Consider the following 23,953-nt stretch of genomic DNA (forward strand, 5'->3'; position numbering starts at 1 on the left):
TGTAGTTTGCTGAGGTTATAAGCCAATTAACGATTGAAACTCGCGATCGTAGGCATCGACAACGCCCTTGGCCCAAGCCCGTAATTCTGGGCTGAGTGGGCGGCGCAACACCAATTCGCCTTCAGTAAAGACTAATTCAACGGTATCGTGATGTTCAAGGCCGATGGCATCAAGCCAGCCTTGAACGACAGTCGGCAGATTTTCCCGCTCGATAACTAATGAACGTGGCATAGGTTAAGTCCTTTGTTATTTGGTTGTTGGGTGTCGGGGGCTAGGGATTAGGATTCAGTTTAGCGATTATCTGATTTGTTGTTGCGATAAATTTTTTATTCGTGGCTGCTGAACCCTAGACCCTGACCCCTGACCTCTGGTTATTACTCCTCGCCCTGCTTGCGCAAGTGCGGGAAGAAAATGACTTCGCGAATTGTTGTTTGATTGGTAAACAACAGACACAGCCGATCGATTCCAATGCCCAAGCCACCAGTTGGCGGCATGCCAACCCGTAGCGCCTCAAGGAAATCCTCGTCCATTTGCATCGCTTCGTCGTCGCCAGCAGCATAATCGCGACCTTGCTCCAAGAAGCGTTGCTCTTGATCGAAGGGATCGTTTAATTCGCTAAAGGCATTGGCAATTTCAGCGCCAAGCATAAACAGCTCAAAGCGCTCGACGAATTGTGGATCATCGGCTTTGCGTTTGGCCAAGGGCGAAAGCGGCTGTGGGTATTCGGTGATGAAGGTTGGCTGAATCAATTCTGGCTCAACAAACTCACTGAATAACTCATCAACTTGCTTGGCCCAAGTTGGCTTGCGCTCAATTTTCAGGCCAGCTTCGCGAATCGCTTCCCATAGTGTATCAAATTCGCGGCACTCGCGAATATCAACTCCAGTTTTATTGAAAATTGCATCGCGCATGGTGATGCGTTGCCACGAGCCTCCAAGCTCAATTTGCTGGCCCTGATATTCGATGCTGGTGCTGTTGAAAATTTGCTCGGCAGCAAAGCGAATCATGCCCTCGGTCAATTCCATGATCGATTCATAATCGCCATAGGCTTGATAGACCTCAAGCATGGTAAATTCTGGATTATGGGTGCGATCAACGCCCTCGTTGCGGAAGTTTTTGCCAATTTCATACACGCCATCGAAGCCGCCGACAATCAAGCGCTTCAAATACAACTCAGTCGCGATCCGCATATACAAATCTTGGTGCAACTGATTGTGATGGGTGGTGAAGGGGCGAGCCGCAGCACCACCATAAATTGCCTGCAAAACAGGCGTCTCAACTTCTAAAAAGCCCCGTTGATCGAGATACTGGCGCATAGCCGTGATCAAGCGTGCTCGAATGCGGAAGGTTTCGCGCACCTCTGGGTTGGCTGCCAAGTCAACATAACGCTGGCGTTGGCGCGCTTCTTGGTCGCTAAATTGGCCTTCGCGCTTGTCTGGTGGCGGCGTGATTGCTTTGCTCAGCATCGTCCAGCTGGTGACATGCACGCTTGGCTCGCCCATTTTTGTGGTAAAGAGCGTGCCAGTCACGGCAATAATATCGCCAAGGTCAGTCAGATCAACAAAGTGCTTGAATGGCTCATCGCCAACATCGGCTTTGCTGAGAAACACTTGGAACGCGCCATGATCATCGTTTAAGTGGGCAAATGCCGATTTGCCCATCACCCGCCGTTGGCGCAGCCGCCCCATAATGGTGACGCTGGTGCCAGCCTCGGCAAGTGCATCGAACTGCTCGCGCAAGGCAGTTAATGTATGAGTGCGTTGGGGCACGCGAGCGGGATATGGATCAATGCCCGCAGCTTGCAGTGCTTGCAATTTACCATACCGTGTCTGTTGTAAATCGTTTAATTCCATGCCTAATCTCAATAGTAGCGTAAAGCGCGTCAGCGCAGCCCGTTGGAATGCTCACAAAAATGGCTGTGCTACAAGGCCTACTTGCTTGAATCCTGTCGGCTATTATAGCCGAGAACACGGCGATTAATCCGAAAGGCGCACTTTCCAGTGCGCCTTCGGCTGTTCACACACTGAATTGAGTGGGGGATGTGCTAGCGAATTTTGACAACTGTCATTTTCATCACACCGCTGGGGGTGCTCGCAGTGGCCTTTTGGCGCGCGCGTTTACCCATCAAAGCGCTGCCAATTGGCGATTCATTGGAGATTTTACCATCGCGGGGGCTGGCTTCAGCGGCACCAACAATCATCCATTCTTCTTCTTCGCCGTCTTCATAGCGAATCGTGACCGATGATCCGAGCCGTACTTCGCGATTATCACCATCTTCTTCAATCATTTGGGCGTTGTTTAAGATGTTGCGAATTTCGCGGATGCGCCCTTCGAGGAAAGCCTGTTTGTTTTTGGCATCTTCGTACTCGCCGCTTTCGGAAATATCGCCAAGTTCTTTGGCTTGACGAATCCGCTCGGCAACTTCCATACGGCCAGTCGTTTCGAGTTCCTCAATTTCCGCTTCCAGTTTTGCGCGACCCTCTTTAGTCAGATAAAACGGCTTATCGGTCATAGTACTTGCCTCGATTATGGAATGAAAAAAACCGAGAGGACTCTCAGTCAAAAGAAACGCCCACGCGATTGCTCACGTGAACGTGTTAGCCATTATACGGTATTCAATCACCCTTGTCTAGCCATGAAAGTGTTAGAATTTTTGAACGAGCATTTATTTTTCAGCCGCAACATGCTGCAAAAATTGGGCTAAATGCTGCGCTCCAACATGCTTAAATGGTTCGACTTGGGCTTGAAGTTGCTGATAGATTTGCGTAGTTGTTGAATGCACTTGTTCAATGAAGCTTGTAGGCATTGGCCAGCGTTGGCAAACCGTAGCAAATTCTGCCTGATCACGAATCTCGATGCTGCCATCGGCCATTTTCAGCAGATCAATTTCTAAATCAATTTCCTCGACCAGTTGATCATTCCACTGATTTGGCAGCACAATATCAACATCGATCAGCTTGTCACTGAGATTAAAACATGCCGACCAATAGGCATGTGAGGGAATTAATTTAACAAACGCTTGCTCGAATATGCCCTGTTGGCCATTGCTGTGGTGCCAAGCGCTGCCTGCGGAAATACCCAGCCAATGCCCAAATCTATCAGCGCCAAGCAGATAGCCCGTTGCCTGGGCGGTTGGGCGTTTTGGCCATTTAAAGCCATGAATTGCCATCAGCGGATACGCAGCAAGCGACATTGCACAAACCTCCTAAAACCAAACACGCTATGATTGCACGGATCATAGCGTGGATTGCAAGCTGAATTGGCTGTTTATTTGGCTTTCCGTACAAGGTTGGTCGAGCCGCAGGCGCTGCATTTGGCGTTCTTGGGCAGCGGGCCAGAGATGCGCATTTGATGTTTGCAGTGTTTACATTCCAATGCCGTATCGGCAAAATCGCTGACATCTTCGTGATTTTTGATATTGATGAATTTCATATGCTGGCTCCTTTGTTGGCGAAAATTGATTGCTTTTGCTACTAACTAGCTTAGCAGCCAGCCCCCGCCATGACGAGCCTTGCAGATGACAGCTTGATGACAGTGATAATAGATCGGAGCACGATATGATTCGCCGCCGAATTGCCGTTTGTGGTGCGCCTGTGGTTGGGAAAACAACGCTGCTGAGCGCTTTCTGTGAGCACAGTGCTACTGATGAGTTTTATGCAAAAAGCTCTGAGACTGAGCGGCTGGTTTGGATGACGAACCGTAATGCTGATTCAGCCCGAACATTGATGGCTGCTTCAGGGAGCGTTTTGGCTGCCAACAACTTATTGCCATGGCTGATGCGCAACGTCCATGCGATTGTCTATGTGATTGGCGCGATTGAACCCAATTTTGAAGCAACCTATGGCTTGGGTGCTGTTCAAGCTGAGTGCGAGCGTCAACAGCATTTTTGGAATCTCTATACAAGCCATGCTTTGGCTGTTGGCTCACGCTGGAGCCAGATTCCATGGGTTTTCGTGCTGAATAAAATTGATTTAGGTTCGTATAATCCACTTTTGGAATATATTCCCACAGATTTGGCTTCCCAAATCTATCTCTGCTCTGCCGTAACCAAACAAGGCCTTGCCCAACTTTGGGATCGTATACTAGAGCTTTGAATCTATTTTAATTTTAGTTGTATGGTGCTTCAACTGCCATTAATCAGCATTAAATCGATTACTTATCGATGATTAACATCGTGCTTAGGTGTGGATAGAATGCTGTGGACAAGGTTTTATAGCTGATTGTTCCAGTTGCAGCATCGACCAACACGAGTTGATCGCTGTTCGAATCAAAAAAGAGGATTATTTGGCTCTTGCTGCTCCAGCGTGGGTAACATTCAGTGCAGTTAACAAAGAGGGGCTGACTGGTTGTGCCATCAGCTTGGAGAATTTGGAGTTCAACGCCTAGTTGGGGCGGCGTGGTCATGCCAAGCATTTCTGGTTCGCCGCCAGCAACCAGCGCAGCTTTTTGTTGGTTGGGTGCTGCGTTGATTTTGAGCGTTTGGCTATAACGATCGTACCAATCGCTGATTGGCGTGCTACTGCCTGACTCAAGATCATAGCGCTCAATTTGAATCAAGGGATTGAGATCGGCGGTTCTGTTTTGTTCATGCTCAATAAAGAGTTGTTGCTCGCCTACGATTGCCTGAATGCGGCCTGCACTCAGTTCTCGAGGCTGTTCAAGATTATTGAGATCGAGCAACCACGTATGCCAATCTGTGGGCGGCGTGCCAACATTGGCCTCACTAAAAAGGAGTTGCTGGTTATCAAGCCAGATCAAATCGGCATAAAATGCTCTCCATTCACTGATTTGGCTTGTGCTTTGAGCGGCAAAATCGTACACCCAAATCGAGCCTAAAGCGACTGGAGCAGTGGTATCGGTGCGCAGGCGTAAAAAGGCTATTTTGCTGCCATCTGGCGTAATGGCAAGGCTTTTCTGGTCTACGCGGTCGGCAATTGTTGTTGCTTGCCAGTTCGTATAATCAATCTGGTAGAGTTCACCGCCAAAAGCACTATCACCAGCGACCAAGGCAAATGCTGGTTGATTGGGAATCGCATGTAGTTTGGTTTTTGCGCACGAATTTTTGGGACAGGCTAGGCTAAGTTTTAAACTGGCTTGGCCTGTATCATCAATTTCATGCAGCTCTAGCGCTGTGCGATCTGCATTCGTAATATTGACGATCATATTGGTTATGCTTTCAGTATTTGGGCTGCTAACGCTGGTGGCAATAGGCTGGGGAATTGTTGCGGTTGGCAGCACGGTTGCGGTTGGCAGTATGATTGCGGTTGGTGGCACGGTTGCAGTTGGTTGGGTTTGATGATTAGTGCATCCAACCAATAACGCGAACATGAATATCAAGGCATTACGACGCATAAAGACCTTTCCCTTCTATGTATGCTTGAGTCGTTTTAAAGCCTATTGAAACTGCTGCATCGATTGAATGATCTGCATCTGAGCCAATTCTGATAGACTACTGAAATCGTGTGTTTAGGGAATAGGAGTAGCAATGGTCAAGCGATTGCAGCATCAAGTTTTGAGTCAACGCGCCTTAAATCGGGCCTTGTTGGGGCGCCAACATTTGTTAGAGCGGGTGCGTGGTTCAGTGTTGGGCTTGATTGATCAGCTCGTTGGAATGCAAGCCCAAGCCCCAAATCCACCCTATGTTGGCTTGTGGTCACGCTTGCATGGCTTTGAGCAGCAGCAATTATCAACTCTGTTTGAACAGCGCCAAGTTGTGCGAATTGCTCTGATGCGTTCGACAATTCATTTGGTGAGTGCCAGCGATTGCCTTAACCTGCGGCCATTATTGCAGCCAGTTTTGGAGCGCGGCTTTCAATCGAATTTTGGCAAGCAACTGCCTGGCATCGACAAGGCAGCCCTGATTGAATTTGGAAGGCATTTGCTTGAAACTCAGCCGCAAACGTTTCAAGCGCTTGGTGGCTTGCTGCACGAGCGTTGGCCCGATTATCCGGCGGCAGCTTTGGCTCAAGCATTACGCACTTGGTTGGCGTTGGTGCAAGTGCCACCGCGTGGTTTATGGGCTACCAGCGGGCCAGCGGCGCATACTATCGCTGAGCAGTGGTTGGGCCAGCCTTTAGCAAGCGCACCAGATTTGGCCCAATTGGTGCGGCGCTACTTGGCGGCCTTTGGTCCAGCCAGTATCAACGATATGCAAGCATGGTCGGGGTTGACGCGTTTGGGCGTGGTTTTCAAGCAACTGCAAGCAGAATTGATCTGTTTCTGCGATGAGCAAGGCCGCGAATTGTACGATTTAGCTGCTGCGCCACGTCCCGACCCAGCAACGCCAGCGCCGCCAAGGCTACTGGCTGAATTTGACAATATTTTGCTAGCGCACGCTGATCGAACTAGAATTTTGAGCGAAGCCTATCGTCAACGCCTTTTTACTAGCAATGGCCTTATTCCCGGGGCGATTTTGGTTGATGGCTTTGTGGTAGGCATGTGGAAAATCAAACAGCCAGAATCAAGCCTGCACTTGCAGCTGTTCGAGCCAATTGCCAAGGCTGAACGCCAAGCGTTGGAGCACGAAGCAGCCAGTTTGCTACACTTTGCAACCAACAGCAATGAGCCGATTATTCAGTTTGCAGAACATAGAGCATAGCTGTTGGCGGATACCTTTGACGCAGAGCCGCAGAGTTAAGTTTTTGGGATTGATTATTAGTTAATCATGGCCTAACCAAAGAATAGGAGTAGCAACGAGCATGATCGTTAGGATGCTCGTAAGTTGGCGGTTGGATACTACCTTCAAATCCTTCCTCCTCACACACACTCTTTCTCTTCTACAGACGGCTCAATTGAGCCGTTTGTGGTTTTAGGCCAGTCGATTGATCTGCAAGTAGTGCATGCCACGTTTGAAGGCTTGCTCCAAGGTTGCCGCACTTTCGATTGTGCGCAGATCGATCTGCAAATTGACCAAGGTTTCGGCTATATCTGGACGAATGCCAGCCAAAATAACTTGTGCTCCCAATAAGCGCGCAGCTTGGGCCGCCTCAAGAATTGCGCGTGCCACAACATTATCGACGACGGGAACGCCAGTAATATCGAGAATCACGACTTTGGCGCGTTCTTGCTCAATGGCAATCAGCAGAGTGCTGCTAATATCGCCAGCGCGGTCAGCACTAAATTCACCAACCAAGGGCATTACGACCATATGTTTGGTAATTGGGATGCTGGGCATGCTCAAGCGGCGCACGGTGTCGAGCAAGCGTTCCTGGGCTTGATTTTGGGCTTGGACTTCGGCCAAAGCTGTGTGCAACTCGCTGGTACGGCTGACAACTTGGGCTTCTAGCTCCTCGTTGAGGTTGGCCAAGCGGGTTTGCGAGGCGTTTAAGCCGCTGGCCATGGTATTGAAGGCTCCTGCGAGGCTGGCTAGTTCGTCACGGGTATCGAGAATCACTGGCTCAAACGTGGTGGGATTTTGGCTAAATTCGGTTACGCCAGCGTAGAGTTTCTGAATCGGGCCAGCGATTCGTTTGCCAACATACCAGCCAACTGCAATTACAATTGGCGCTGCAATGAAGATCACAAGTAATAAACTTACTGCCAGCCTGCCGACATTGGCATAAATCACATCTAATGGCCGCTCAACCACCAAGATCCAATCAACTGGTTCGATTGCGCTGCGCACGCCAAGCACTTCTTCGCCAAAAACGCTTTGATAGGTTGCAACTGTGGTTGCTTGGCTTAAGAGTGGTAGGTCGCGCATGGTGGGGTGTTCAGCCAAAGCTTCAATTTTGGCAGCGCTGATCAAATTGCCTTGCTCGGTCAAAATTAAAATTCGCATTTCGGCAGCGGTCTCAATGCGGGTTGTGCTTGTCCAGATGCGTTGCATGCTAACTTCGGCAACCAAGAATAAAACTTGATTGCTTGAGCTAAGCAATTGGGTGGCAACCCGAAAACGCGGCACTTCTTGCGGTGCTAATTTACGGTCGATGCTCCCACTAAATGCTGCTGGATCGGTAAATGATACCCGTCGCGTGCTGAGATCGGTCAAGAGCTGTGAGCCATTCAACGAGTTTGGCAAGGTTGGTTCGCCAAATCGCGAGCTAGCAATCCGCCGTTGCCCATCAGCGCTATAAATTGCGACTTCAACAAAACTTGAACGAAACAGGCCAATTGTGGCAAGCTGTTGGGCGCTAATTGTTTGCGGATCAGATTCGCGGGCAATATTTTCGGCAATATCTTGGAGTTCAATTGTGGTGTTGAATAAAAAGCGCCGGAAATCTTCGGCAGCCAAATCGGTTAAGGCAATTTGTTGGCGCTCAGCCGATTCTTGCTCGGCGCGATAGCTAATCACCAACACCAATACCCAAACACTAAGCAATGGCAGCAATGCAGAGAGCGTAATGATCCACGTAACTCGACGACGAACACGTGCTCGCATAGTGTTTTCCTATCCATCAAGCCATAGCCAAATAGCCCATGGCCGATTCATCAAACACCATCCGCTGCCGTTGCCATCTCGACCCAGCTTGAGGCTTGCAACCAGTGGTGTTTTTTGAAGAATTCTCAGCATCTAGCTGAGCCAAAAGGTTGGTCTAGTGTAGCAGTAAATAGCCTAGCTAGCAATATAGCTAGGCTGGTAATTTTGGGCTTGCTAGCAAACACTTTTAGGGTTTGCGGGGCTTGATAGTGGCTGATTTTGGCTAATCGCAACAATTTCCCCGCGCCTGAATGTAGTAGGCGCGGGGATTGGGACTGAGGGAATTTGCTAAAGCTTATTCCTGCGGGCCAATTGGGCAATTGCGGTAGCGCTGGGCAAGTGCTTCTAATTCACTGGGCAAGCTTGGCAAACCATTATTGGCTACAATCTGTTGATACCAGCGGGCGCTGCGTTTGGGCGTGCGTTTTTGGGTTGCAAAATCGACTTCAATAATCCCAAAGCGCTCGTCGTAGCCCTCGGCCCATTCGTAGTTGTCGAGCATCGACCAAGCATAGTAGCCTTTGACGGGCACACCAGCATCGATTGCGTCGGCTACAGCTTCCAAGTGAGTATGCAGATAACTCAGTCGATCGCCATCATTCACTGAGCCATCTTTTGCGCGTTTGAGGTCGGCGAAGGCGCTGCCATTTTCGGTGATATAAATCGGCGTATCGCCATAATCGCGCTGCACTCGTTTGAGCAAATCGGCAAAGGCTGCGGGCACAACTTCCCAGCCGCGAAAACTGGTTTCGCCAATCGTTGGGCTATTGGTAAGCGCCAAAAATTTGCTTTCGTCTGCCGCCGAAATGCGATTCGGGAAGTAATAGTTAATCCCCAAGAAATCAATTGGCTGTTGGATGACGGCCAAATCGCCAGCCTGCACATAATCCATTTCAAGCCGATGATGTTGCGCGAACCATTCAACAATATCGGCGGGGTAGCTGCCACGGAAAATGGGGTCAAGGAACCAGCGATTGCCATAGCCATCGTTGCGCCATGCAGCGGCATGATCTTCTGGGGTATCGTGGGTTGGATAGGCAGGGGTCAAATTAAGCGTGATGCCAATTTGGCCTGCTACTTTATGGTCGCGGAATAATTGGGTTGCCAAGCCATGCGAATAGAGCAGGTGATGCGAGGCTTTGACGGCGCTGGGCAAATCTTTGATTCCAGGCGCATGGCGGCCTTGTAAGTGACCAACAAAGGCCGCAACCCACGGCTCGTTGTGGGTAATCCAGAACGGCACGCTCGCACCTAATTGGCGATACATAGCTTCTGCATATTCAGCAAAGCGCAAGGCCGTATCGCGATTCATCCAGCCGCCAGCATCTTGCAAGGCTTGGGGCAAATCCCAGTGGTAGAGCGTGGCCATTGGCGTAAGCTGGCGTTGATGCAGGCCTTCGATAATCCGTTTGTAAAAATCCAGCCCTGCTTGGTTGATTTTGCCTTTGCCTTCTGGGAAAATTCGTGGCCATGCAATCGAGAAACGATAACTGGCTAGCCCAAGCTCGCGCATCAAATCCAAATCTTCTGGGTAGCGATGATAGTGATCGCAGGCAATATCGCCAGTTTGGCCAAACTTGGTCTTGCCTGGCGTATGGCTAAATCTATCCCAAATTGATTCGCCACGGCCATCTTCGTGTACGGCCCCTTCAATTTGATATGCTGAGGTCGCAGTGCCCCAAAGAAAATCGCTAGGAAAATGCTTTTCAACAGTGGTCATCTGGTCTCCTTTGCCCATGAATTCGTGCAATGTTTGAAATCGGTCTCATGCTGCTTGGTTGCTGCAATCACAAAACCGCCTGTATTATACGGCTGAATCGTTGATTGAAATGAGCATGCTGATGGATGAGAATTTTATGCAGGCAGCGCTCGCACAAGCCAATTTGGCGCTTGGCCGCACGAGTCCCAATCCGGCGGTGGGCGCAGTGGTTGTGCAGGCTGGGCAGCTTGTTGGGCGTGGCCATACTCAACCGCCGGGCCAGGCCCATGCAGAAGTCATGGCCTTGCGCGAGGCTGGCGATCTGGCTCGTGGCGCAACGCTGTATGTTACGCTTGAGCCATGCACAATTTGGGGTCGCACGCCGCCATGCACCGATGCGATTATCGCCGCAGGCATTCGTGAGGTCGTGATTGCTGCGCGCGATCCCAACCCGCGTTTCGAGCACGATGCAGCGAGCGTGCTCCAAGCCGCAGGCATTCTGGTGCGCTTTGATCAGGCTGCTGAAGCTGCGGCCATCGCTCAAACCGAGGCCTTTCGGCATTGGATTGTGACTAAACAGCCGTTTGTAACGGTTAAATATGCCATGAGCCTTGATGGCAAAATTGCCACCCGCACAGGCGATGCGCGCTGGATTAGCGGCCCAGCCTCACGCCAAAAGGTGCATGAATTGCGTGACCAAACTGATGCGATTTTAGTTGGCATCAACACGGTACTTGCTGATGATCCGCTTCTGACGACGCGCTTGGCGCAGCATTGGCGACCAGTGCAACACCCGCTGCGGATTGTGCTCGATGCGCGAGGCCGTATGCCTGCGAGCGCGGCGATGTTGGCAGATCAAGTTCCTGGAACAACCATTATCGCTACAACCGCCGCTGCCAGTGCCGAATGGCGGGCCAGCATCAGCAACGCTGAAATTCTGGAGTTGCCAAGCAATTCTGAAGGGCGGGTTGCGCTTGATGCTTTGTTGCGTGAGCTAGGCCAGCGTGATATTAGTTCGTTGTTGGTTGAGGGCGGCGGCGAAACGATTGCCGCGTTTTTGGCGATGCAGGCAGTGCAGAAATTACAAGTTGTGATTGCGCCTAAAATTATTGGCGGCGTTGCGCCAAGCCCAGTTGGCGGCGTTGGTATTGCGCGCATGAATGAGGCCCAGTTGTGGCAATGGAGCGCAAGTGAACAAGTTGGGGCCGATATGTGGCTCACAGCCTATCCCAACCCGCAGGTATAGCAATGTAAACCTTGGAGCTATGATTTTCCTGTTGATACTTGTCCCTGCTCAACCTAGTCAGCATGTAACGCAATGTAAACCTTGGAGCTATGATTTTGCTGTGGCTGCTTGTCCCTGCTTAATCTAGCTCTAATGTAAATCAATGTTCACCTTGTGGGGGTCGAAAAATCACCCTGAGAATATGCCTAATCCTGCTAAAATAGACGAGGCCTAACATACAATAAAGGAACCATCATGCGGCTTAGTCAACGTTTTGCACTCTTAACCCTGCTGCTCTTTGAAGCGCTTATGAGCACGTTAGGTTTTGCCTATTTACTCTTTAATGGTGGTGAGCCTGAAGTATTAATTGGCTTAGGGATCTTGCCAATCGTAACCTTGGGTTTGGCCTATGGGGCGTGGCGCAATTGGGCGTGGGTGCCGTTGGTCAGCCTCGTGGTGGCAACCGCAATAACGGTTTTATTGCTGATTGATCCGGCCAAGGATATTTATTTCTCGCCAGTGTTGCTGGCCCCGATGGCAATTGCCTTTGTGATTACCGATTCGCGCACGACGATTCTCACGGCGCTGGCAGCGATGCTAGTCACATGGGTGCGGGCCGATAGTGATACGCCGTATCTTAAAGTTGATTATGCAATTTGTTATGCCTTTATTGCTGGCTGCTTGTGGCTGGGGCGCTTGATTTTGGAGCAAACCCAGCGCGCCAACAGCGAGGCCTTGGTCTTGGCCCAAACTGCGCATGGCTCGGCCCAGCGTTATGCCCAAGAAGCAGAAGATCGGGCTAATCATTTAGCAGCTCAATCGGCGGAGCAACAACGCTTGTTGGCAACCGTTGCCGCGCTCGAAACCCCGATTGTTGAAGTCGACGAGCATGTATTGCTTGCGCCAATCATTGGCTATGTTGATGCGCAACGGGCGGCCCAATTGACCGATCGGATTTTGGCGGCAGTCAATCAAGGCCACGCCAAAGCGATTATTCTGGATATTACGAGCTTGAGCGAGGTCAATGAACAAACTGCCCAACAATTGCTGCGCTTGGCCAGCGCCATTCGCTTATTGGGCAGTTCGGTGATTCTGAGTGGCATTAGCGCTGATTTGGCGACAACCCTTGTGCGCCAACGGATCGATTTGGGACTGGTGCGAACTGCGCCAACGCCGTATGCCGCCTTGCAAATTGCCGCCAAACTTTAAAGCTTGCCCAGTTGAAACAGGTCGCGGATGCGCAGGCTTTGGCGATAGCGCAACAAGCCAATGCGCACGACGCGCCCAGCAAAACGGGTGATTAACGCTGCCATCAGCCACAACCAAAGCACGGTTGCAATTTGCTGCCAAACTGGCACGCTGCCGCTCATCACCCGTTGTAGCAGGGTAATCGGCGCGGTATAGGGAAAGATATTAAAGCCTAGCGCCAAACCGCCATTTGGATTATTGCTCAGTACCGCGATAAACCACAATGGCATTGTACACAAGAGCGTCACGATGCCGGTTAGTTGCTGGCCTTGCTGCGCGCTGGTAACTGCGGCACCGATTGCGCTAAGGGTGGCGGCAATAATAAAGTAGCTTGGGAAAAACAGCATAAACGCCAGCACGATTACACCAATGCTAATGCCTTGCTCGCCAATCAGATCGAATTGGGCGGCTGCAAAGCCCAATAACACCAAGCCGCCGCTGGCCCAGATGCTTAATTGGGTCAGCGCCAAAGCTCCTAAGCCCAAAATCTTGCCAGTCATAATTTGGTAAGTCGAGAGCGAACTGGCCAGAATTTCCATAATTCGCTGCTCTTTTTCTTCGATCAAGGCCATCATCAGGTACGAGCCACTGCCGAAGGTCGAGCCAAGCAACAAAATTCCAAAGAAAATCGGCACGGCAATCGATAAGCCAGAGCGGCGCGCCTCTTCTGGTGGTGCATCGAGCACAATGCTATCGAGTTTGCGAATTGGCTGAAACACCACATCTGGCTCGTCGCGCAATTGGGCTGCCAGCACGGCCTTTAAAAACCCACTAAACTGGCTTTCGGCCAGTTGCGGTAAAGCTTCGAGCGCATAGCCTTCAATTGTGCCTTTGGCCAAAAAATCGCTGGGCACCACAAAGGCAGCATCGATCGATGCTGCTTGGAGCGCAGTTTTGGCTTCATCTAAGCTGGCATATTGGCGCAGTTGCACATCGCCCAAGTTGCTGCGCCAGGCAATCTCTGGCTGCAAGCCCGTAGTTAAACCACTTTGGTCGACATACCCAATTGCCTTAACTTGCGACGAGAGCAGCAACACAACCACAACCACAACAAACAGGAGCACTAACATAATCGGCATGCCAAAGGTGGAGATCAAAAAACCGCGACGGCGCAGATGGGTCAAATATTCATGGCGGGCAATTGTCCAGATTTTGCTCATCGCAATCCCTTATTCTTGTGCCAAGGCGGCGGCAGCTTCATCATCAATGCTCAAGCTTTGTTGCATTGGCTTATAAAACGTCGTTTCGACCTCGGGCCATAACTCTTGCGGCACAAGCCACGATTGCAACATAATGCTGCCGCCTGTGGTTTGGCTTAGCTCAAAACGTACATACATTGGCTGGGCATTCAAAGTTGCCGTGCCTTCTAAGCGATACGTTGCACCTTCGCTGGCACTATTCAATTGCACATCGCGAGTGAGATAGGTTGCGAAGGTCTGCGATTTCACCATTTCGACAATCTCGGCTGCTTTGGTTGAATCAAGCTGGGTTGCTTGCCAACTAAACGAGATCGTTACTACAACACTGGCATTGTAGGCAAAACTGCTAATTCCAATGCCATTTTTAAGCGCTTCAGTGCGCCAATTACTTGGCACATCAAGCGCAAAAACGCCACGTGGATCGCGATAGGTGCTGAATGTTAATGAAACTGGTGCGGTCGCCGTGGGCGCGCTGGTTGGCGTTATGGTTGCTAGCGCAATAGTAGTACCTTGGTTGGTTAGCGCAGTAGGTGCGATAGTTGCAAAGCTCACCGTCGTTGGCGTATCTTTTTGTTCGGCACAGCCAACCAAACTTGCAACGATAGCAAGCACGATGATTAACCTTCCCATACAGTTTGCCCCTCAATAATCGTCTGCGCAACCTGAACCTTTGCCAATTGCTGCGGCGCAACTTGAGCTAAATCCTCTTCAAGAATCACCAAATCGGCAAGCTTGCCAACGCCTAAACTGCCCTTGATTGCTTGCTCGCCTGAGGTGATTGCAGGCCCAACTGTATAGGCCCACAAGGCTTCTTCAAGGCTCAAACGTTGTTCAGGATACCAACCACCATCCGGTGATCCATCTGGGCGTTGGCGAGTCACAGCGGCATGGATTCCCGCCCATGGGTCCCATGATTCAACTGGGGCATCGGAGCCAAAGGCCAAAATTGCGCCGCTGGCCTGCAAACTGCGCCAAGCATAAGCCGATTGCGCCCGCTGGCCCCAAAAACGATCAGCCACGCTAATATCGCTGGTCGCATGAATTGGCTGCATCGAGGCAATTACCCCCAACTGGCCAAAGCGCCGAATATCAGCAGGGTGTAATAATTGGGCATGTTCAATCCGATTGGGAACGCGAGCCGCGAGTGCACCCTTGCCAAGGCTTGGCTGCAAGCTTTCAGGATTGGCTTTGAGCGCCGCCTCAATTGCATCGAGCACCGTGCGATTGGCAGCATCGCCGATGGCATGCATAATCACGCTAATATCATTGGCAAGCGCCCGATCGATCGTGGCAAAAAGATCTTCACGGTCGTGCATCGGAATGCCATAGGGATGCGGGGCGTTGGCTGGTAAATTATCAAATGGCTCAAGCATGTGCGCCGTGGCTGAGCCAAGCGAGCCATCGCTAAATATTTTCAAGTTGCCAAAACGTAACCAAGCATCGCCCAAGCCCGATTTAAGCCCCATTGCAACAGCATGCTCAAGCAAATCCATACGCAAGTGGTGCAAAATGCGCATTTCGAGCGCGCCGCGTCCATAGAGCGTTTGCACCGCAGCAAAACAATCTGGGCCTTCAGGCACATGGATACTGGTAATGCCGCGTTGGTGCATCCGTTTGATAAAGGCTTGAATGCTGGTCTCTTTTTGGGCAGCGCTTGGCTCGGGAATGCAGGCCTTGACCGCCAATTGACCATTTTCAAACAGCATGCCGTTTGGCTCGCCAGTAGCATCACGGCCAATGCTCCCGCCATCAGGATCGCTGCTAAATTTGCTGATGTTGGCACAGTTAAGGGCTGCGTTATTGACCCACGCCGAGTGCAAATCCTTGCGGGTAATAAAGGCCGGACGCCCACCAGTTACCTGATCAAGCTCGCTGGCGGTTGGCCAATCGCGCTGCCACAGGCTATGATCCCAGCCAGAGCCAAGTACCCATGCATCGGCTGGCAAGCGTTCGGCGTGCTGACGAATAATCTCAAGCGCGTGATCAAACGACGCTACTTCTTGCAAGTCAATTTGATCGGCCAGCAGGGCGCTCCAAAGCAAGTGAATATGCGCATCGCAAATACCAGGAACGACGCTGCGCCCAGCCAAATCGATATACTCATAATCGGCGTGAAGTGCAGCCCGAACCTCGGCGTTAGTGCCAACCGTCACGACCTTGCCATCACGCAAAGCAATGGCCTCGGCCACGCCCACTGTTGGGTCGAGTGTCCAAATTGCGCCCCCAGCTATCAAACGATCACGGGCCATGGTTGTTCTCCCAGTAACATAGACTGCTATCTATTGTAACAAAAACATGGCATATATCCTGCTTATAGGGTTGTAGGATTTTATTTGATTATAAGGAGGACTATCATGGTTCGACATAAAAAGAGTGCTTTGGCGGCGTTGGCATTGGCAGGTTTGGCCTATTTCTTCAAACGCCGTTCTGCGCGCTAGGGATTGGGTATCCCAAGCAATTTGATGCTGCTTGCCGAGGATCGCGCTGTCTCGTGATATGATGAAGCAAGCATAATCGAATACTTGTTCAGCATTCCTATGAGTGTTGAATGAATGATGCGGGCGGCCTTCGGGCGGCTCGCATCGTGATACCTGATGGAGGCATGAATGAGCCAGAGTCGCAAAAGTCGTATTGCTTATTCAGCCGGTGGTGTTTGCTATCGCTGGATGGATGATGTGCCAGAGGTTGTACTGATTGCGACGCACAACAGCACGCGCTGGGGTTTGCCAAAAGGCCATCGTGAAGGCCGCGAGACCTTTGCCCAAGCAGCCCGTCGTGAAATTAACGAAGAAACTGGCTTACGGGGCGAAATTGTCTGCTCGCTTTCGGCAATTCAATATTGGTTTCGGGTTGAGAGCCATTTTGTGCATAAATGGGTTGAGTTTTTTCTGTTTCGTTGTACAGGCGGTTGCCTCAAACCGCAACTTTCAGAAATCGACGATGCTCAGTGGTTTTTATTGCCCGATGCCCTCGAGCAGATCAGTTTTCCGCGTGAGCGTAGTGTGCTTGAAGTCGTCAATACAATCTGGCGTTCGAATCGCTTAGTCTAGCTTCGGCAAGGGCTTGAGCCACATCACGCTGGGCAATACACGCCCCATTTTTTGGGCCAATGGCAAGCCAACCACACTCACGGTTGCTAGCCAGATCAGCTGCATCCACAGCATGCTGAGATACCAGCCAACGCAAATGCCATACAGCAAACAGAGCCCACGTGGCAATTCCTTGCGCAGGCTGGTAACCAGCCCCTCGGTGTGGGGCATGCTCAAAAAGGTAATCGTTGGCAAATAGTTCAGCATGGGCTGGCTAATATTTAATCCAAACAACCCACAAAGCCAAGTTGCTGCCAACCACATTTGGCTACTCCAGAAGCCAATAAACACAAAATAAATCGCTTGCATCAAGAAATTTGGGTCTTTGATATTGGCGCGTAATTGCTCAATGAGTGGTAATTGGTAGTTGATTTGCGGGTGGCTGATTGGCTGGACTCGTGCCGCAGCCGCAAGCGCTGGCTGAGGCGCTGCTTGCATAAACAACGGCATTGGGGGCAGGCGATCCATCGGCATGGTTGGTGGAGCCGCATACATTGCCTCAAGGTCTACGCCACACTGTAAACAATAGCGCACATTGAGATTAACTGGTTGACCACACTCAAAACATTCCATAGCCCGATCCTTTCGGCAATTCCAATTCCGAGTTTTGTTGCAATTGTGCTGAAGTTCATAGGTTGCTAATAGTGCTATGACGTATGGTACGCGAGCGATTGTTGCATTGCAAGATCATAATTAACAGCGTTGTGTTAACTTTTGTGGCTGCTCTAGGCAGTTTTTAACTCGAGGGATCAGGGACGAGGGAGAGCGAAACCGCGAAGCATGCGAAGATCGCGAAGGTTAAGTTTTGAGCCACGAATTCCTCGAATGATATTGTGTTAGCCACAGATTTATTTCTCGCCAGCCAATAGCCATATTTCTCTGCGCCGCTGCGTTAACAAATTGCTCCACGAGGCTTGAAACCGCGAAGAACACGAAGATCGCGAAGGTGAATTTTTTAGCCACAGATTGGCACAGATGATTATGATTATGTTCTTCCTAACCCAATGCTCATAGCCAACAGCCCTCACTACTCTGCGCCGCTGCGTTAACAAATTGCTCCACGAGGCTTGAAACCGCGAAGAACACGAAGATCGCGAAGGTGAATTTTTTAGCCACAGATTGGCACAGATGATTATGATTATGTTCTTCCTAACCCAATGCTCATAGCCAACAGCCCTCACTACTCTGCGCCGCTGCGTTAACAAATTGCTCCACAAGGCTTGAAATCGCGCAGGACGGGCAGGCCACGAAGAATGTTTCTAGCCACAGATTGGCACAGATTTTCCTGATTAGGCTTCCGATTGCTCAAATCCTCCAGCAAAAGCCCCTGACCCGTAGCCCTATGCTGCCTTTTGATTTTTGCCTTTTGATTTGCCCTATGCTCTTACATTTTATCCCTCATCCTTCATCCTTTTTGGTTTGCTTCCCATTCCGAGCGCAACATGCCCATTTGCAGCACATCGACATACTGACCATTGTTGAACACATGCTCGCGCAAACGTCCTTCGTGCACAAAGCCACATTTTTCATACGCAGCGATTGCGCGGGGATTATTGCTATCGGTCATCAGCCAGATGCGGCGATAATTTTGAACGCGAAAAGCCCAGCGCAACAAAACCTGAATCGCATCGCTGCCATAGCCTTTGCCAACATAGTCGGGGTGATAGACCGCGACGCCAAATTCGCTGGTGCGGCTTAGTTGATCGGTGTGGTGTAAGCCAATTGAGCCAATCACCACGCCCTCAACCTCGATCACAAACCACAATTTTTCGGTAATTTCAAGGTGTTTTTCAAAGCGTTTTTCGAAGCTCGCCAAAGGCATGGGCGACCACGTGCCGTTGCCATGGATCACCAGTTCAACATTCTTTTCTAGTTCGTACAAGGCTTTGCTATCTTCACGCTCGATTGGGCGTAGGGTTACGAGTTTGCCTTTTAGCACAGCTAGGCTCCTTTCTGATTGATCCACGAAGCGCACGAAGGGCTATGGGCTTTTGGCTTTTGGAATCAGTGCCATACCACCAAATGTTCTGCTAGCCCAAAGCCTCAATTCTCTGCGTCTCTGCGTTAACAAATCACTCCACGAGGCTTGAAACCGCGAAGAGCGCGAAGAACATGAAGGCTATGGGCTTTTGGCTATAGGCTATGAGCTTTTGCCTTCTGCCTTTTGATTTTTGCCTTTTGCTTTGTTCTATGCTCTTTGTTCTATGCCCTGCTTCGTTTCCCATTCCGAGCGCAACATACCCATTTGAATGAGATCGACAAAGCGGCCATTTTCAAATACATGCTCGCGCAAACGGCCTTCGTGCACAAAGCCACATTTTTCATAAGCGGCGATAGCGCGGGCATTGTTGCTGCCAGTCGTCAGCCAGATGCGGCGATAATTTTGAATGCGGAAGGCCCAGCGCAACAAAACTTGAATTGCATCGCTGCCGTAGCCTTTGCCAACATAATCGGGGTGATAAATCCCAATCCCGAATTCGCTGCATTGCGCAACCCGATCACCATGATGGAGGCCAATCGAGCCAATCACGACCCCATCAACTTCAATAATAAATTGATTTTTTTCTGAGCCTTCGATGTATTTGTCGAAGCGTTTTTCGAAGCTGGCCAATGGGGTTGGCGACCATGTGCCATTTCCATAGATCACCAGTTCGACATTTTTCTCTAGTTCGTATAATGCTTTGCTATCTTCACGTTCGATCGCGCGGAGGGTGACTAATTTACCTTTTAGCACGCTGATTACTCCTTCTAGGCTAAAGCTTGGGCTAGTATAGGCCCGATTCCGCAGCTGCCTATCCATCAGAAGGTTGATTAAAGCCTCAGGCTTGCTACCGACAAGCCACATGAGCATATTTAATAATGAGAATAATAAATATTTTTTAATAAATCTCTTGACTTTAGTTGCTGGCCTATGCTAGATTGCTTACTAAGTTCATTGGAATAACTTTCCAGCAACTTGGAGGTAGGTAATGAATAACGATAAACGCTCTTTTTTCGGTTCTCGCTTAATGTTGCGGGTCATTTTGATTTTGGCCATCTGTGCAGTTGTTGTGCCGCTCTTTACCAGCAAGGCATCGTATGCAGCTGCAACGCCACGCCGGCCTTTTCCGCAGCATACCCAATATGCAAGCGGCACGATTAAGCCCAATCATCGCACCCAAGCCCAACTTGATAGCGATGTTAAAGCCTTTTACGATGTCTGGAAAAGCCGCTATGTGGTGCGAGCTGGCACGAGTAGCGCTGGCAATCCCTACTATCGGATCAGCTTTGGCAGCAGCGCGCCCAACGTGACAGTTTCTGAAGGTCAAGGCTATGGCATGGTCATTATGGCCTTGATGGCTGGCTATGATCCCGAAGCGCAAACTATTTTTGATGGCTTATGGGAATTTTCGCGTACTAATCCAAGCAACATCGATTCGCGCTTGATGGGCTGGCGGATTCCTAGCGATGGCTCTGGCAACGATAGTGCTTTCGATGGCGATGCTGATATTGGCTATGGCCTGATTTTGGCTGATGCCCAGTGGGGGAGCAGTGGTCGTATCAATTATGCCAGCGCAGCCAACACTGTTTTAGCAGGCGTTTTAGAATCGACAATTGGCCCAAGCAGCCGCTTGCCAATGTTGGGCGATTGGGTTTCGCCAAATGGCAGCCCTCATAGCCAATACACGCCTCGGCCTTCTGATTTTATGCCCAGCCACTTTCGCGATTATCGGGCTTTCACTGGCAATGCCACATGGGATACAGTGCTGAGCAAAACTCAAGGCGTTGTTGATAGTATTCAAGCCCAATATAGCCTCAATACTGGCTTGCTGCCCGATTTTGTGGTACAGGCCAACACTACGCCCAAGCCATCGCCTGCCAACTTCTTGGAAAGTGAAAATGATGGTAATTACTACTACAATTCAGGCCGCGTGCCTTGGCGCTTAGGCGCCGATGCAGTGCTTTTTGGCGATGCTGCTTCATTACGCCAAGCTCAAAAAATCTCACGCTGGATTGAGCAAGCGACTGGTGGAACAGCAACCAATATTCGGGCTGGTTATACGCTCAATGGCACGGCCTTGCCCGATAGTGGCTATTTCAGCACCTTCTTTGCAGCGCCATTTGGGGTGGCAGCGATGACCGTGCCGACCAGCCAGCAATGGCTTAATCGGGTGTATGATGCAGTACGTAGCAATCACCAAGATTATTTTGAAGATACAGTGACCTTGCAATGTTTGCTGCTCATGTCGGGCAATTATTGGTCGCCAAGCCGTACTGGAGTTAGCCCAACCGCCACCCCGCGCCCTGCGACGGCAACGCCACGACCAGCAACCGCCACCCCGCGCCCTGCAACAGCAACCCCACGGCCAGCAACGGCAACTCCAGTATCAGCGACAGCAACGCCACGGCCTGCCACCGCCACGCCACGGCCAGCAACGGCAACGCCAGTGCCAGCGACAGCTACCCCAAGCGGCGTTCCAGCTTGGAATGGCAACATGCAGGCTTATGCAGTAGGCCAACGAGTGAGCTACAACGGGCGCATCTATCGCTGTTTGCAAGCCCATACTTCACTATCAACATGGACACCTGAGGCGGTGCCAGCCTTGTGGCAAGCTGAATAAGATCCACAATGCAACTTGAATCGGTCACAATTTGCCCCTCGTCTACTCAACGCAGGCGAGGGGCTTTTCGTTTAAAAAATCTAGTAGCTTAGAAGGCAGTTATTCGCCCAAAACAGTTTCAATTGCCGTTAATTCCTCTGTGCTGAAGTTCAACCCAGTTAAGGCTGCAAGTGCATCGTCGATTTGGGCGATTCTGCTAGCTCCAATTAGCACCGAGGTCATGGTTGGGTGGCATAGCACCCATGCCAAGGCCATTTGGGCGAGCGTTTGGCCTCGGTTTTGAGCCAAATCATTCAATTTAGCCACTTTGGCCAAGGCACTATCGGTAATATGGGCTGGCTTGAGAAAACCGTGGGCTTTGGCTGCCCGCGAATCACCTGGAATGCCTTGCAAATAGCGATCAGTCAACAATCCTTGGGCCAATGGCGAAAAAGCAATACAGCCAATGCCTTGATCGGCCAAGGTTGCCAACAACCCATCTTCAACCCAACGATTAAACATATTGTACGATGGCTGGTGAATCATGCAGGGTGTGCCTAATTGGCGCAAGATTGCACTGGCGGCGGCGGTTTGCTCAGCTGAATAATTCGAAAGCCCCACATACAGCGCCTTGCCACTGCGCACAATCTGGTCGAGCGCTTGCATGGTTTCTTCGAGCGGGGTTTCTGGGTCTGGGCGATGATGATAGAAAATATCAACATACTCCAAGCCCATGCGCTTCAAGCTTTGGTCGAGGCTCGAAACTAGATATTTGCGCGAACCCCAATCGCCATACGGGCCAGCCCACATATAATAGCCAGCTTTGGTCGAAATCACGATTTCGTCGCGATAAGGCTTGAGATCGTGTTTGAGCATACGGCCAAAATTCTCTTCAGCCGAGCCTGGTGGCGGCCCGTAGTTATTGGCCAAATCAAAATGGGTAATGCCATGATCAAAGGCATGTAGCACCATCGAGCGGGCATTTTCATACACATCAACGCCGCCAAAATTGTGCCACAGCCCCAACGCCACCGCCGATAATTTTAGGCCGTTTTTGCCACTGCGATTGTAGCGCATCGTCGTATAGCGGCTATCCTTGGCTTGATAATTCATCCACATCAACCCCATTGGCCTGCTGGCGTGCAACAGACAAAGAATCCTTCCCGATTATAGCACGCTGGTTTTAGTGGATTTTGATGCTAGCATCAGCTTCGCATCATTCATTCAGCCCCAAATCCTGCGACGATTACAGCATCAACAATCAACTGGAATTTGGAGAGAATGTATGCGCTACCAGCGTTGGTTTATTGGTCTGTTCGCGCTTGGGCTTGTAGGCTGTAGCAACCCATTGCAAATTGGCATGACCCCAAGCGTGATTCCGTTTCCGACTGCTACGCCCGAACCAAGCGTAATTCCGTTTCCAACCGCTACGCCAGAACCATCGGTTAAGCCCTTATCGCTGGCAACTGCTTCGCCATTCGTGCCAACCGAGGTTGTTTTGGCAACCCAAACGGTTCCAACCGAAATAGCCTTGGCAACCCAAACGGTCTCAACGCCAGAATTGCCAACAACACCCGAACTTCCAACAATCGATCAACTGCCGCTGGCGGAATGTCAGCAAGCGCTTCAAGCCAAGGCCACTGACTATGTTTTGATCGAGTTTTCGCCCGAGCTTATGCGCTTAACTCCGCTAAGTAAAAACGCATGGGAACTGGTTTCCACCGTTACGGCGCGTTTTAACAATCCTGGTGGCAACGCCACTTTTGAACTCCTTTGGTCGTGCACAGTAAGCCTTGATGCTGCCCAACAATGGTCAATTAACGATATCTATTACACCAGCGAATGGTAATTGCTTGACAAATTCAACCCCTTTCTCTATACTTATCGGTATAGAGAAAGGCTCTTATGGATAATCGAGCTAAGCTGCTTGAACAAGCGCTGCATTTATTTGCCCAACGTGGCTACGATGCAATCGGTGTGCAAGAAATTGTTGAGCAAGCAGGGGTTACCAAACCAACCCTCTATCATTATTTTGGCAGCAAACGGGGCCTGCTAGAGGCATTGATCAACGAGCGGCTCCAGCCATTAATTGATCGCTTAGCCCACGCTACGAGCCATGCCAACGATGTGCCCGCAAGTTTGGCAGCGATTTTTCAGCTTTATTTTGATTTTGCGCAAGCAGAACCATTGCTTTATCACATGCAATTGGCGATGTGGTTTAGTTTGCCTGATAACGAAGCCTTTCAGATTGTTGCGGTCAGTTCAGCGCAACAACAGGCCTTGCTCGAAAGTTTTTTTGTGCGCGCAAGCAGCTTTCATGGCAACATGCGCGGTCGGCAACGGGTCTATGCAGCAACCTTGCTGGGCACAATCAATACCTACATTGGTTTATGGTTGAGTGGCGCAATTCAGGCAACGCCGCAACTTATCCATCAAGCTGTGCAGCAATTTTCATATGGCATTTATTCCTAATTTTTTAGCTAATTTACTATAC

Annotated in this window: 23 protein-coding genes; 8 read left to right on the forward strand and 15 right to left on the reverse strand. The window is 50.5% G+C overall.

The genetic code is table 11. From position 1 onward, the window contains the following. Nucleotides 1-15: 15 nt before the first annotated feature. The 5 genes from SE18_RS03850 to SE18_RS27380 form a co-directional block, all read right to left on the reverse strand. Entirely contained in the window at nt 16-231 is a 216-nt protein-coding gene (locus SE18_RS03850; protein WP_054533102.1) for a hypothetical protein, read from the reverse strand. 143 nt (nt 232-374) lie between these two features. After that, nucleotides 375-1,853 (reverse strand): lysine--tRNA ligase, encoded by a 1,479-nt coding sequence (lysS, locus tag SE18_RS03855; protein WP_054533103.1) that lies wholly within the window; start codon nt 1,851-1,853, stop codon nt 375-377. A gap of 191 nt (nt 1,854-2,044) precedes the next feature. Next, the gene (greA, locus tag SE18_RS03860; RefSeq protein WP_054533104.1) at nt 2,045-2,512 is read right to left on the reverse strand and encodes a transcription elongation factor GreA; all 468 of its coding nucleotides are present in this window, start codon (nt 2,510-2,512) and stop codon (nt 2,045-2,047) included. 153 nt (nt 2,513-2,665) lie between these two features. Continuing rightward, complete coding sequence (locus SE18_RS03865) at nt 2,666-3,193, reverse strand: DUF402 domain-containing protein (RefSeq protein ID WP_054533105.1); 528 nt, start codon at nt 3,191-3,193, stop codon at nt 2,666-2,668. Nucleotides 3,194-3,267: 74 nt separating this feature from the next. After that, nucleotides 3,268-3,432 carry a hypothetical protein gene (locus SE18_RS27380; protein WP_160319466.1) on the reverse strand — a complete coding sequence of 55 codons (165 nt, stop codon included), beginning with the start codon at nt 3,430-3,432 and terminating at the stop codon, nt 3,268-3,270. A 125-nt stretch (nt 3,433-3,557) separates the two neighbouring features. Between SE18_RS27380 and SE18_RS03870 the strand changes: the two genes are divergently transcribed. Then, complete coding sequence (locus SE18_RS03870; RefSeq protein ID WP_054533106.1) at nt 3,558-4,094, forward strand: Rab family GTPase; 537 nt, start codon at nt 3,558-3,560, stop codon at nt 4,092-4,094. A 58-nt stretch (nt 4,095-4,152) separates the two neighbouring features. Here the strand turns inward: SE18_RS03870 and SE18_RS03875 are convergent, their stop codons facing one another. Continuing rightward, nucleotides 4,153-5,352 carry a TolB-like translocation protein gene (locus SE18_RS03875; RefSeq protein ID WP_054533107.1) on the reverse strand — a complete coding sequence of 400 codons (1,200 nt, stop codon included), beginning with the start codon at nt 5,350-5,352 and terminating at the stop codon, nt 4,153-4,155. Nucleotides 5,353-5,485: 133 nt separating this feature from the next. On the opposite strand from SE18_RS03875, the gene SE18_RS03880 reads away from it, so the two are divergent. Further along, nucleotides 5,486-6,598: a winged helix DNA-binding domain-containing protein gene (locus SE18_RS03880; RefSeq protein ID WP_054533108.1), complete on the forward strand. Its 1,113-nt coding sequence runs from the start codon at nt 5,486-5,488 to the stop codon at nt 6,596-6,598. A 210-nt stretch (nt 6,599-6,808) separates the two neighbouring features. On the opposite strand, the gene SE18_RS03885 is transcribed toward SE18_RS03880, so the two are convergent. Both SE18_RS03885 and SE18_RS03890 read right to left on the reverse strand, forming a co-directional pair. After that, a complete protein-coding gene (locus SE18_RS03885; protein ID WP_054533109.1) occupies nt 6,809-8,380 on the reverse strand; it encodes an STAS domain-containing protein in 1,572 nt (523 codons plus the stop codon). 334 nt (nt 8,381-8,714) lie between these two features. After that, the gene (locus tag SE18_RS03890; RefSeq protein ID WP_054533110.1) at nt 8,715-10,139 is read right to left on the reverse strand and encodes a GH1 family beta-glucosidase; all 1,425 of its coding nucleotides are present in this window, start codon (nt 10,137-10,139) and stop codon (nt 8,715-8,717) included. Between the two features lie 121 nt (nt 10,140-10,260). On the opposite strand from SE18_RS03890, the gene ribD reads away from it, so the two are divergent. After that, nucleotides 10,261-11,364: a bifunctional diaminohydroxyphosphoribosylaminopyrimidine deaminase/5-amino-6-(5-phosphoribosylamino)uracil reductase RibD gene (ribD, locus tag SE18_RS03895; RefSeq protein ID WP_201783470.1), complete on the forward strand. Its 1,104-nt coding sequence runs from the start codon at nt 10,261-10,263 to the stop codon at nt 11,362-11,364. A 234-nt stretch (nt 11,365-11,598) separates the two neighbouring features. Then, a complete protein-coding gene (locus tag SE18_RS03900; RefSeq protein WP_054533112.1) occupies nt 11,599-12,552 on the forward strand; it encodes an STAS domain-containing protein in 954 nt (317 codons plus the stop codon). On the opposite strand, the gene SE18_RS03905 is transcribed toward SE18_RS03900, so the two are convergent. The 3 genes from SE18_RS03905 to SE18_RS03915 are packed head-to-tail and all read right to left on the reverse strand — an operon-like array spanning nt 12,549 to nt 16,039. Next, the gene (locus SE18_RS03905) at nt 12,549-13,751 is read right to left on the reverse strand and encodes an ABC transporter permease (protein ID WP_054533113.1); all 1,203 of its coding nucleotides are present in this window, start codon (nt 13,749-13,751) and stop codon (nt 12,549-12,551) included. The genes SE18_RS03900 and SE18_RS03905 overlap by 4 nt on opposite strands. A gap of 9 nt (nt 13,752-13,760) precedes the next feature. Then, on the reverse strand, nt 13,761-14,420 hold the full coding sequence (locus tag SE18_RS03910) for a hypothetical protein (RefSeq protein WP_152976547.1): 660 nt from the start codon (nt 14,418-14,420) through the stop codon (nt 13,761-13,763). Continuing rightward, complete coding sequence (locus SE18_RS03915) at nt 14,408-16,039, reverse strand: amidohydrolase (RefSeq protein ID WP_054533115.1); 1,632 nt, start codon at nt 16,037-16,039, stop codon at nt 14,408-14,410. The genes SE18_RS03910 and SE18_RS03915 overlap by 13 nt, the downstream gene beginning before the upstream one ends. Before the next feature lie 357 nt (nt 16,040-16,396). Between SE18_RS03915 and SE18_RS03920 the strand changes: the two genes are divergently transcribed. Next, entirely contained in the window at nt 16,397-16,840 is a 444-nt protein-coding gene (locus SE18_RS03920; protein ID WP_054533116.1) for an NUDIX hydrolase, read from the forward strand. Here the strand turns inward: SE18_RS03920 and SE18_RS03925 are convergent. The 3 genes from SE18_RS03925 to SE18_RS03935 form a co-directional block, all read right to left on the reverse strand. Beyond that, nucleotides 16,832-17,452, reverse strand: a complete 621-nt coding sequence (locus SE18_RS03925; protein ID WP_054533117.1) for a hypothetical protein — start codon at nt 17,450-17,452, stop codon at nt 16,832-16,834. The two genes, SE18_RS03920 and SE18_RS03925, sit on opposite strands and share 9 nt — an antisense overlap. 832 nt (nt 17,453-18,284) lie before the next feature. Beyond that, complete coding sequence (locus tag SE18_RS03930) at nt 18,285-18,818, reverse strand: GNAT family N-acetyltransferase (protein ID WP_054533118.1); 534 nt, start codon at nt 18,816-18,818, stop codon at nt 18,285-18,287. A 249-nt stretch (nt 18,819-19,067) separates the two neighbouring features. Beyond that, complete coding sequence (locus SE18_RS03935; protein WP_054533119.1) at nt 19,068-19,613, reverse strand: GNAT family N-acetyltransferase; 546 nt, start codon at nt 19,611-19,613, stop codon at nt 19,068-19,070. Nucleotides 19,614-19,848: 235 nt separating this feature from the next. Between SE18_RS03935 and SE18_RS03940 the strand changes: the two genes are divergently transcribed. Then, nucleotides 19,849-21,480, forward strand: a complete 1,632-nt coding sequence (locus SE18_RS03940; protein ID WP_054533120.1) for a glycosyl hydrolase family 8 — start codon at nt 19,849-19,851, stop codon at nt 21,478-21,480. 99 nt (nt 21,481-21,579) lie between these two features. Here SE18_RS03940 and mgrA read toward each other — a convergent pair whose 3' ends face one another. Further along, nucleotides 21,580-22,572, reverse strand: coding sequence for an L-glyceraldehyde 3-phosphate reductase (gene mgrA / locus SE18_RS03945; RefSeq protein ID WP_054533282.1), 993 nt, complete (start codon nt 22,570-22,572; stop codon nt 21,580-21,582). Nucleotides 22,573-22,744: 172 nt separating this feature from the next. Here mgrA and SE18_RS03950 point away from each other — a divergent pair, with 172 nt between their 5' ends. Together SE18_RS03950 and SE18_RS03955 are read left to right on the forward strand one after the other, a co-directional pair. Further along, a complete protein-coding gene (locus SE18_RS03950) occupies nt 22,745-23,308 on the forward strand; it encodes a hypothetical protein (protein WP_054533121.1) in 564 nt (187 codons plus the stop codon). A 56-nt stretch (nt 23,309-23,364) separates the two neighbouring features. Beyond that, complete coding sequence (locus SE18_RS03955) at nt 23,365-23,931, forward strand: TetR/AcrR family transcriptional regulator (protein WP_054533122.1); 567 nt, start codon at nt 23,365-23,367, stop codon at nt 23,929-23,931. Nucleotides 23,932-23,953: the final 22 nt, after the last annotated feature.

Source organism: Herpetosiphon geysericola (assembly GCF_001306135.1).
Classification (GTDB): Bacteria; Chloroflexota; Chloroflexia; order Chloroflexales; family Herpetosiphonaceae; genus Herpetosiphon; species Herpetosiphon geysericola.

What these genes read in the sequence shown, in the direction of transcription:
- SE18_RS03925 (WP_054533117.1), bottom strand. Translation starts at nt 17,452, where the DNA reads ATGGAATGTTTTGAGTGTGGTCAACCAGTTAATCTCAATGTGCGCTAT.
- SE18_RS03865 (WP_054533105.1), bottom strand. Translation starts at nt 3,193, where the DNA reads ATGTCGCTTGCTGCGTATCCGCTGATGGCAATTCATGGCTTTAAATGG.
- SE18_RS03870 (WP_054533106.1), top strand. Translation starts at nt 3,558, where the DNA reads ATGATTCGCCGCCGAATTGCCGTTTGTGGTGCGCCTGTGGTTGGGAAA.
- greA (WP_054533104.1), bottom strand. Translation starts at nt 2,512, where the DNA reads ATGACCGATAAGCCGTTTTATCTGACTAAAGAGGGTCGCGCAAAACTG.
- SE18_RS03850 (WP_054533102.1), bottom strand. Translation starts at nt 231, where the DNA reads ATGCCACGTTCATTAGTTATCGAGCGGGAAAATCTGCCGACTGTCGTT.
- SE18_RS03950 (WP_054533121.1), top strand. Translation starts at nt 22,745, where the DNA reads ATGCGCTACCAGCGTTGGTTTATTGGTCTGTTCGCGCTTGGGCTTGTA.
- SE18_RS03880 (WP_054533108.1), top strand. Translation starts at nt 5,486, where the DNA reads ATGGTCAAGCGATTGCAGCATCAAGTTTTGAGTCAACGCGCCTTAAAT.
- SE18_RS03885 (WP_054533109.1), bottom strand. Translation starts at nt 8,380, where the DNA reads ATGCGAGCACGTGTTCGTCGTCGAGTTACGTGGATCATTACGCTCTCT.
- SE18_RS03900 (WP_054533112.1), top strand. Translation starts at nt 11,599, where the DNA reads ATGCGGCTTAGTCAACGTTTTGCACTCTTAACCCTGCTGCTCTTTGAA.
- SE18_RS03875 (WP_054533107.1), bottom strand. Translation starts at nt 5,352, where the DNA reads ATGCGTCGTAATGCCTTGATATTCATGTTCGCGTTATTGGTTGGATGC.
- SE18_RS03890 (WP_054533110.1), bottom strand. Translation starts at nt 10,139, where the DNA reads ATGACCACTGTTGAAAAGCATTTTCCTAGCGATTTTCTTTGGGGCACT.
- mgrA (WP_054533282.1), bottom strand. Translation starts at nt 22,572, where the DNA reads ATGAATTATCAAGCCAAGGATAGCCGCTATACGACGATGCGCTACAAT.
- SE18_RS27380 (WP_160319466.1), bottom strand. Translation starts at nt 3,432, where the DNA reads ATGAAATTCATCAATATCAAAAATCACGAAGATGTCAGCGATTTTGCC.
- SE18_RS03910 (WP_152976547.1), bottom strand. Translation starts at nt 14,420, where the DNA reads ATGGGAAGGTTAATCATCGTGCTTGCTATCGTTGCAAGTTTGGTTGGC.
- lysS (WP_054533103.1), bottom strand. Translation starts at nt 1,853, where the DNA reads ATGGAATTAAACGATTTACAACAGACACGGTATGGTAAATTGCAAGCA.
- SE18_RS03920 (WP_054533116.1), top strand. Translation starts at nt 16,397, where the DNA reads ATGAGCCAGAGTCGCAAAAGTCGTATTGCTTATTCAGCCGGTGGTGTT.
- SE18_RS03940 (WP_054533120.1), top strand. Translation starts at nt 19,849, where the DNA reads ATGAATAACGATAAACGCTCTTTTTTCGGTTCTCGCTTAATGTTGCGG.
- SE18_RS03955 (WP_054533122.1), top strand. Translation starts at nt 23,365, where the DNA reads ATGGATAATCGAGCTAAGCTGCTTGAACAAGCGCTGCATTTATTTGCC.
- SE18_RS03905 (WP_054533113.1), bottom strand. Translation starts at nt 13,751, where the DNA reads ATGAGCAAAATCTGGACAATTGCCCGCCATGAATATTTGACCCATCTG.
- ribD (WP_201783470.1), top strand. Translation starts at nt 10,261, where the DNA reads ATGGATGAGAATTTTATGCAGGCAGCGCTCGCACAAGCCAATTTGGCG.
- SE18_RS03915 (WP_054533115.1), bottom strand. Translation starts at nt 16,039, where the DNA reads ATGGCCCGTGATCGTTTGATAGCTGGGGGCGCAATTTGGACACTCGAC.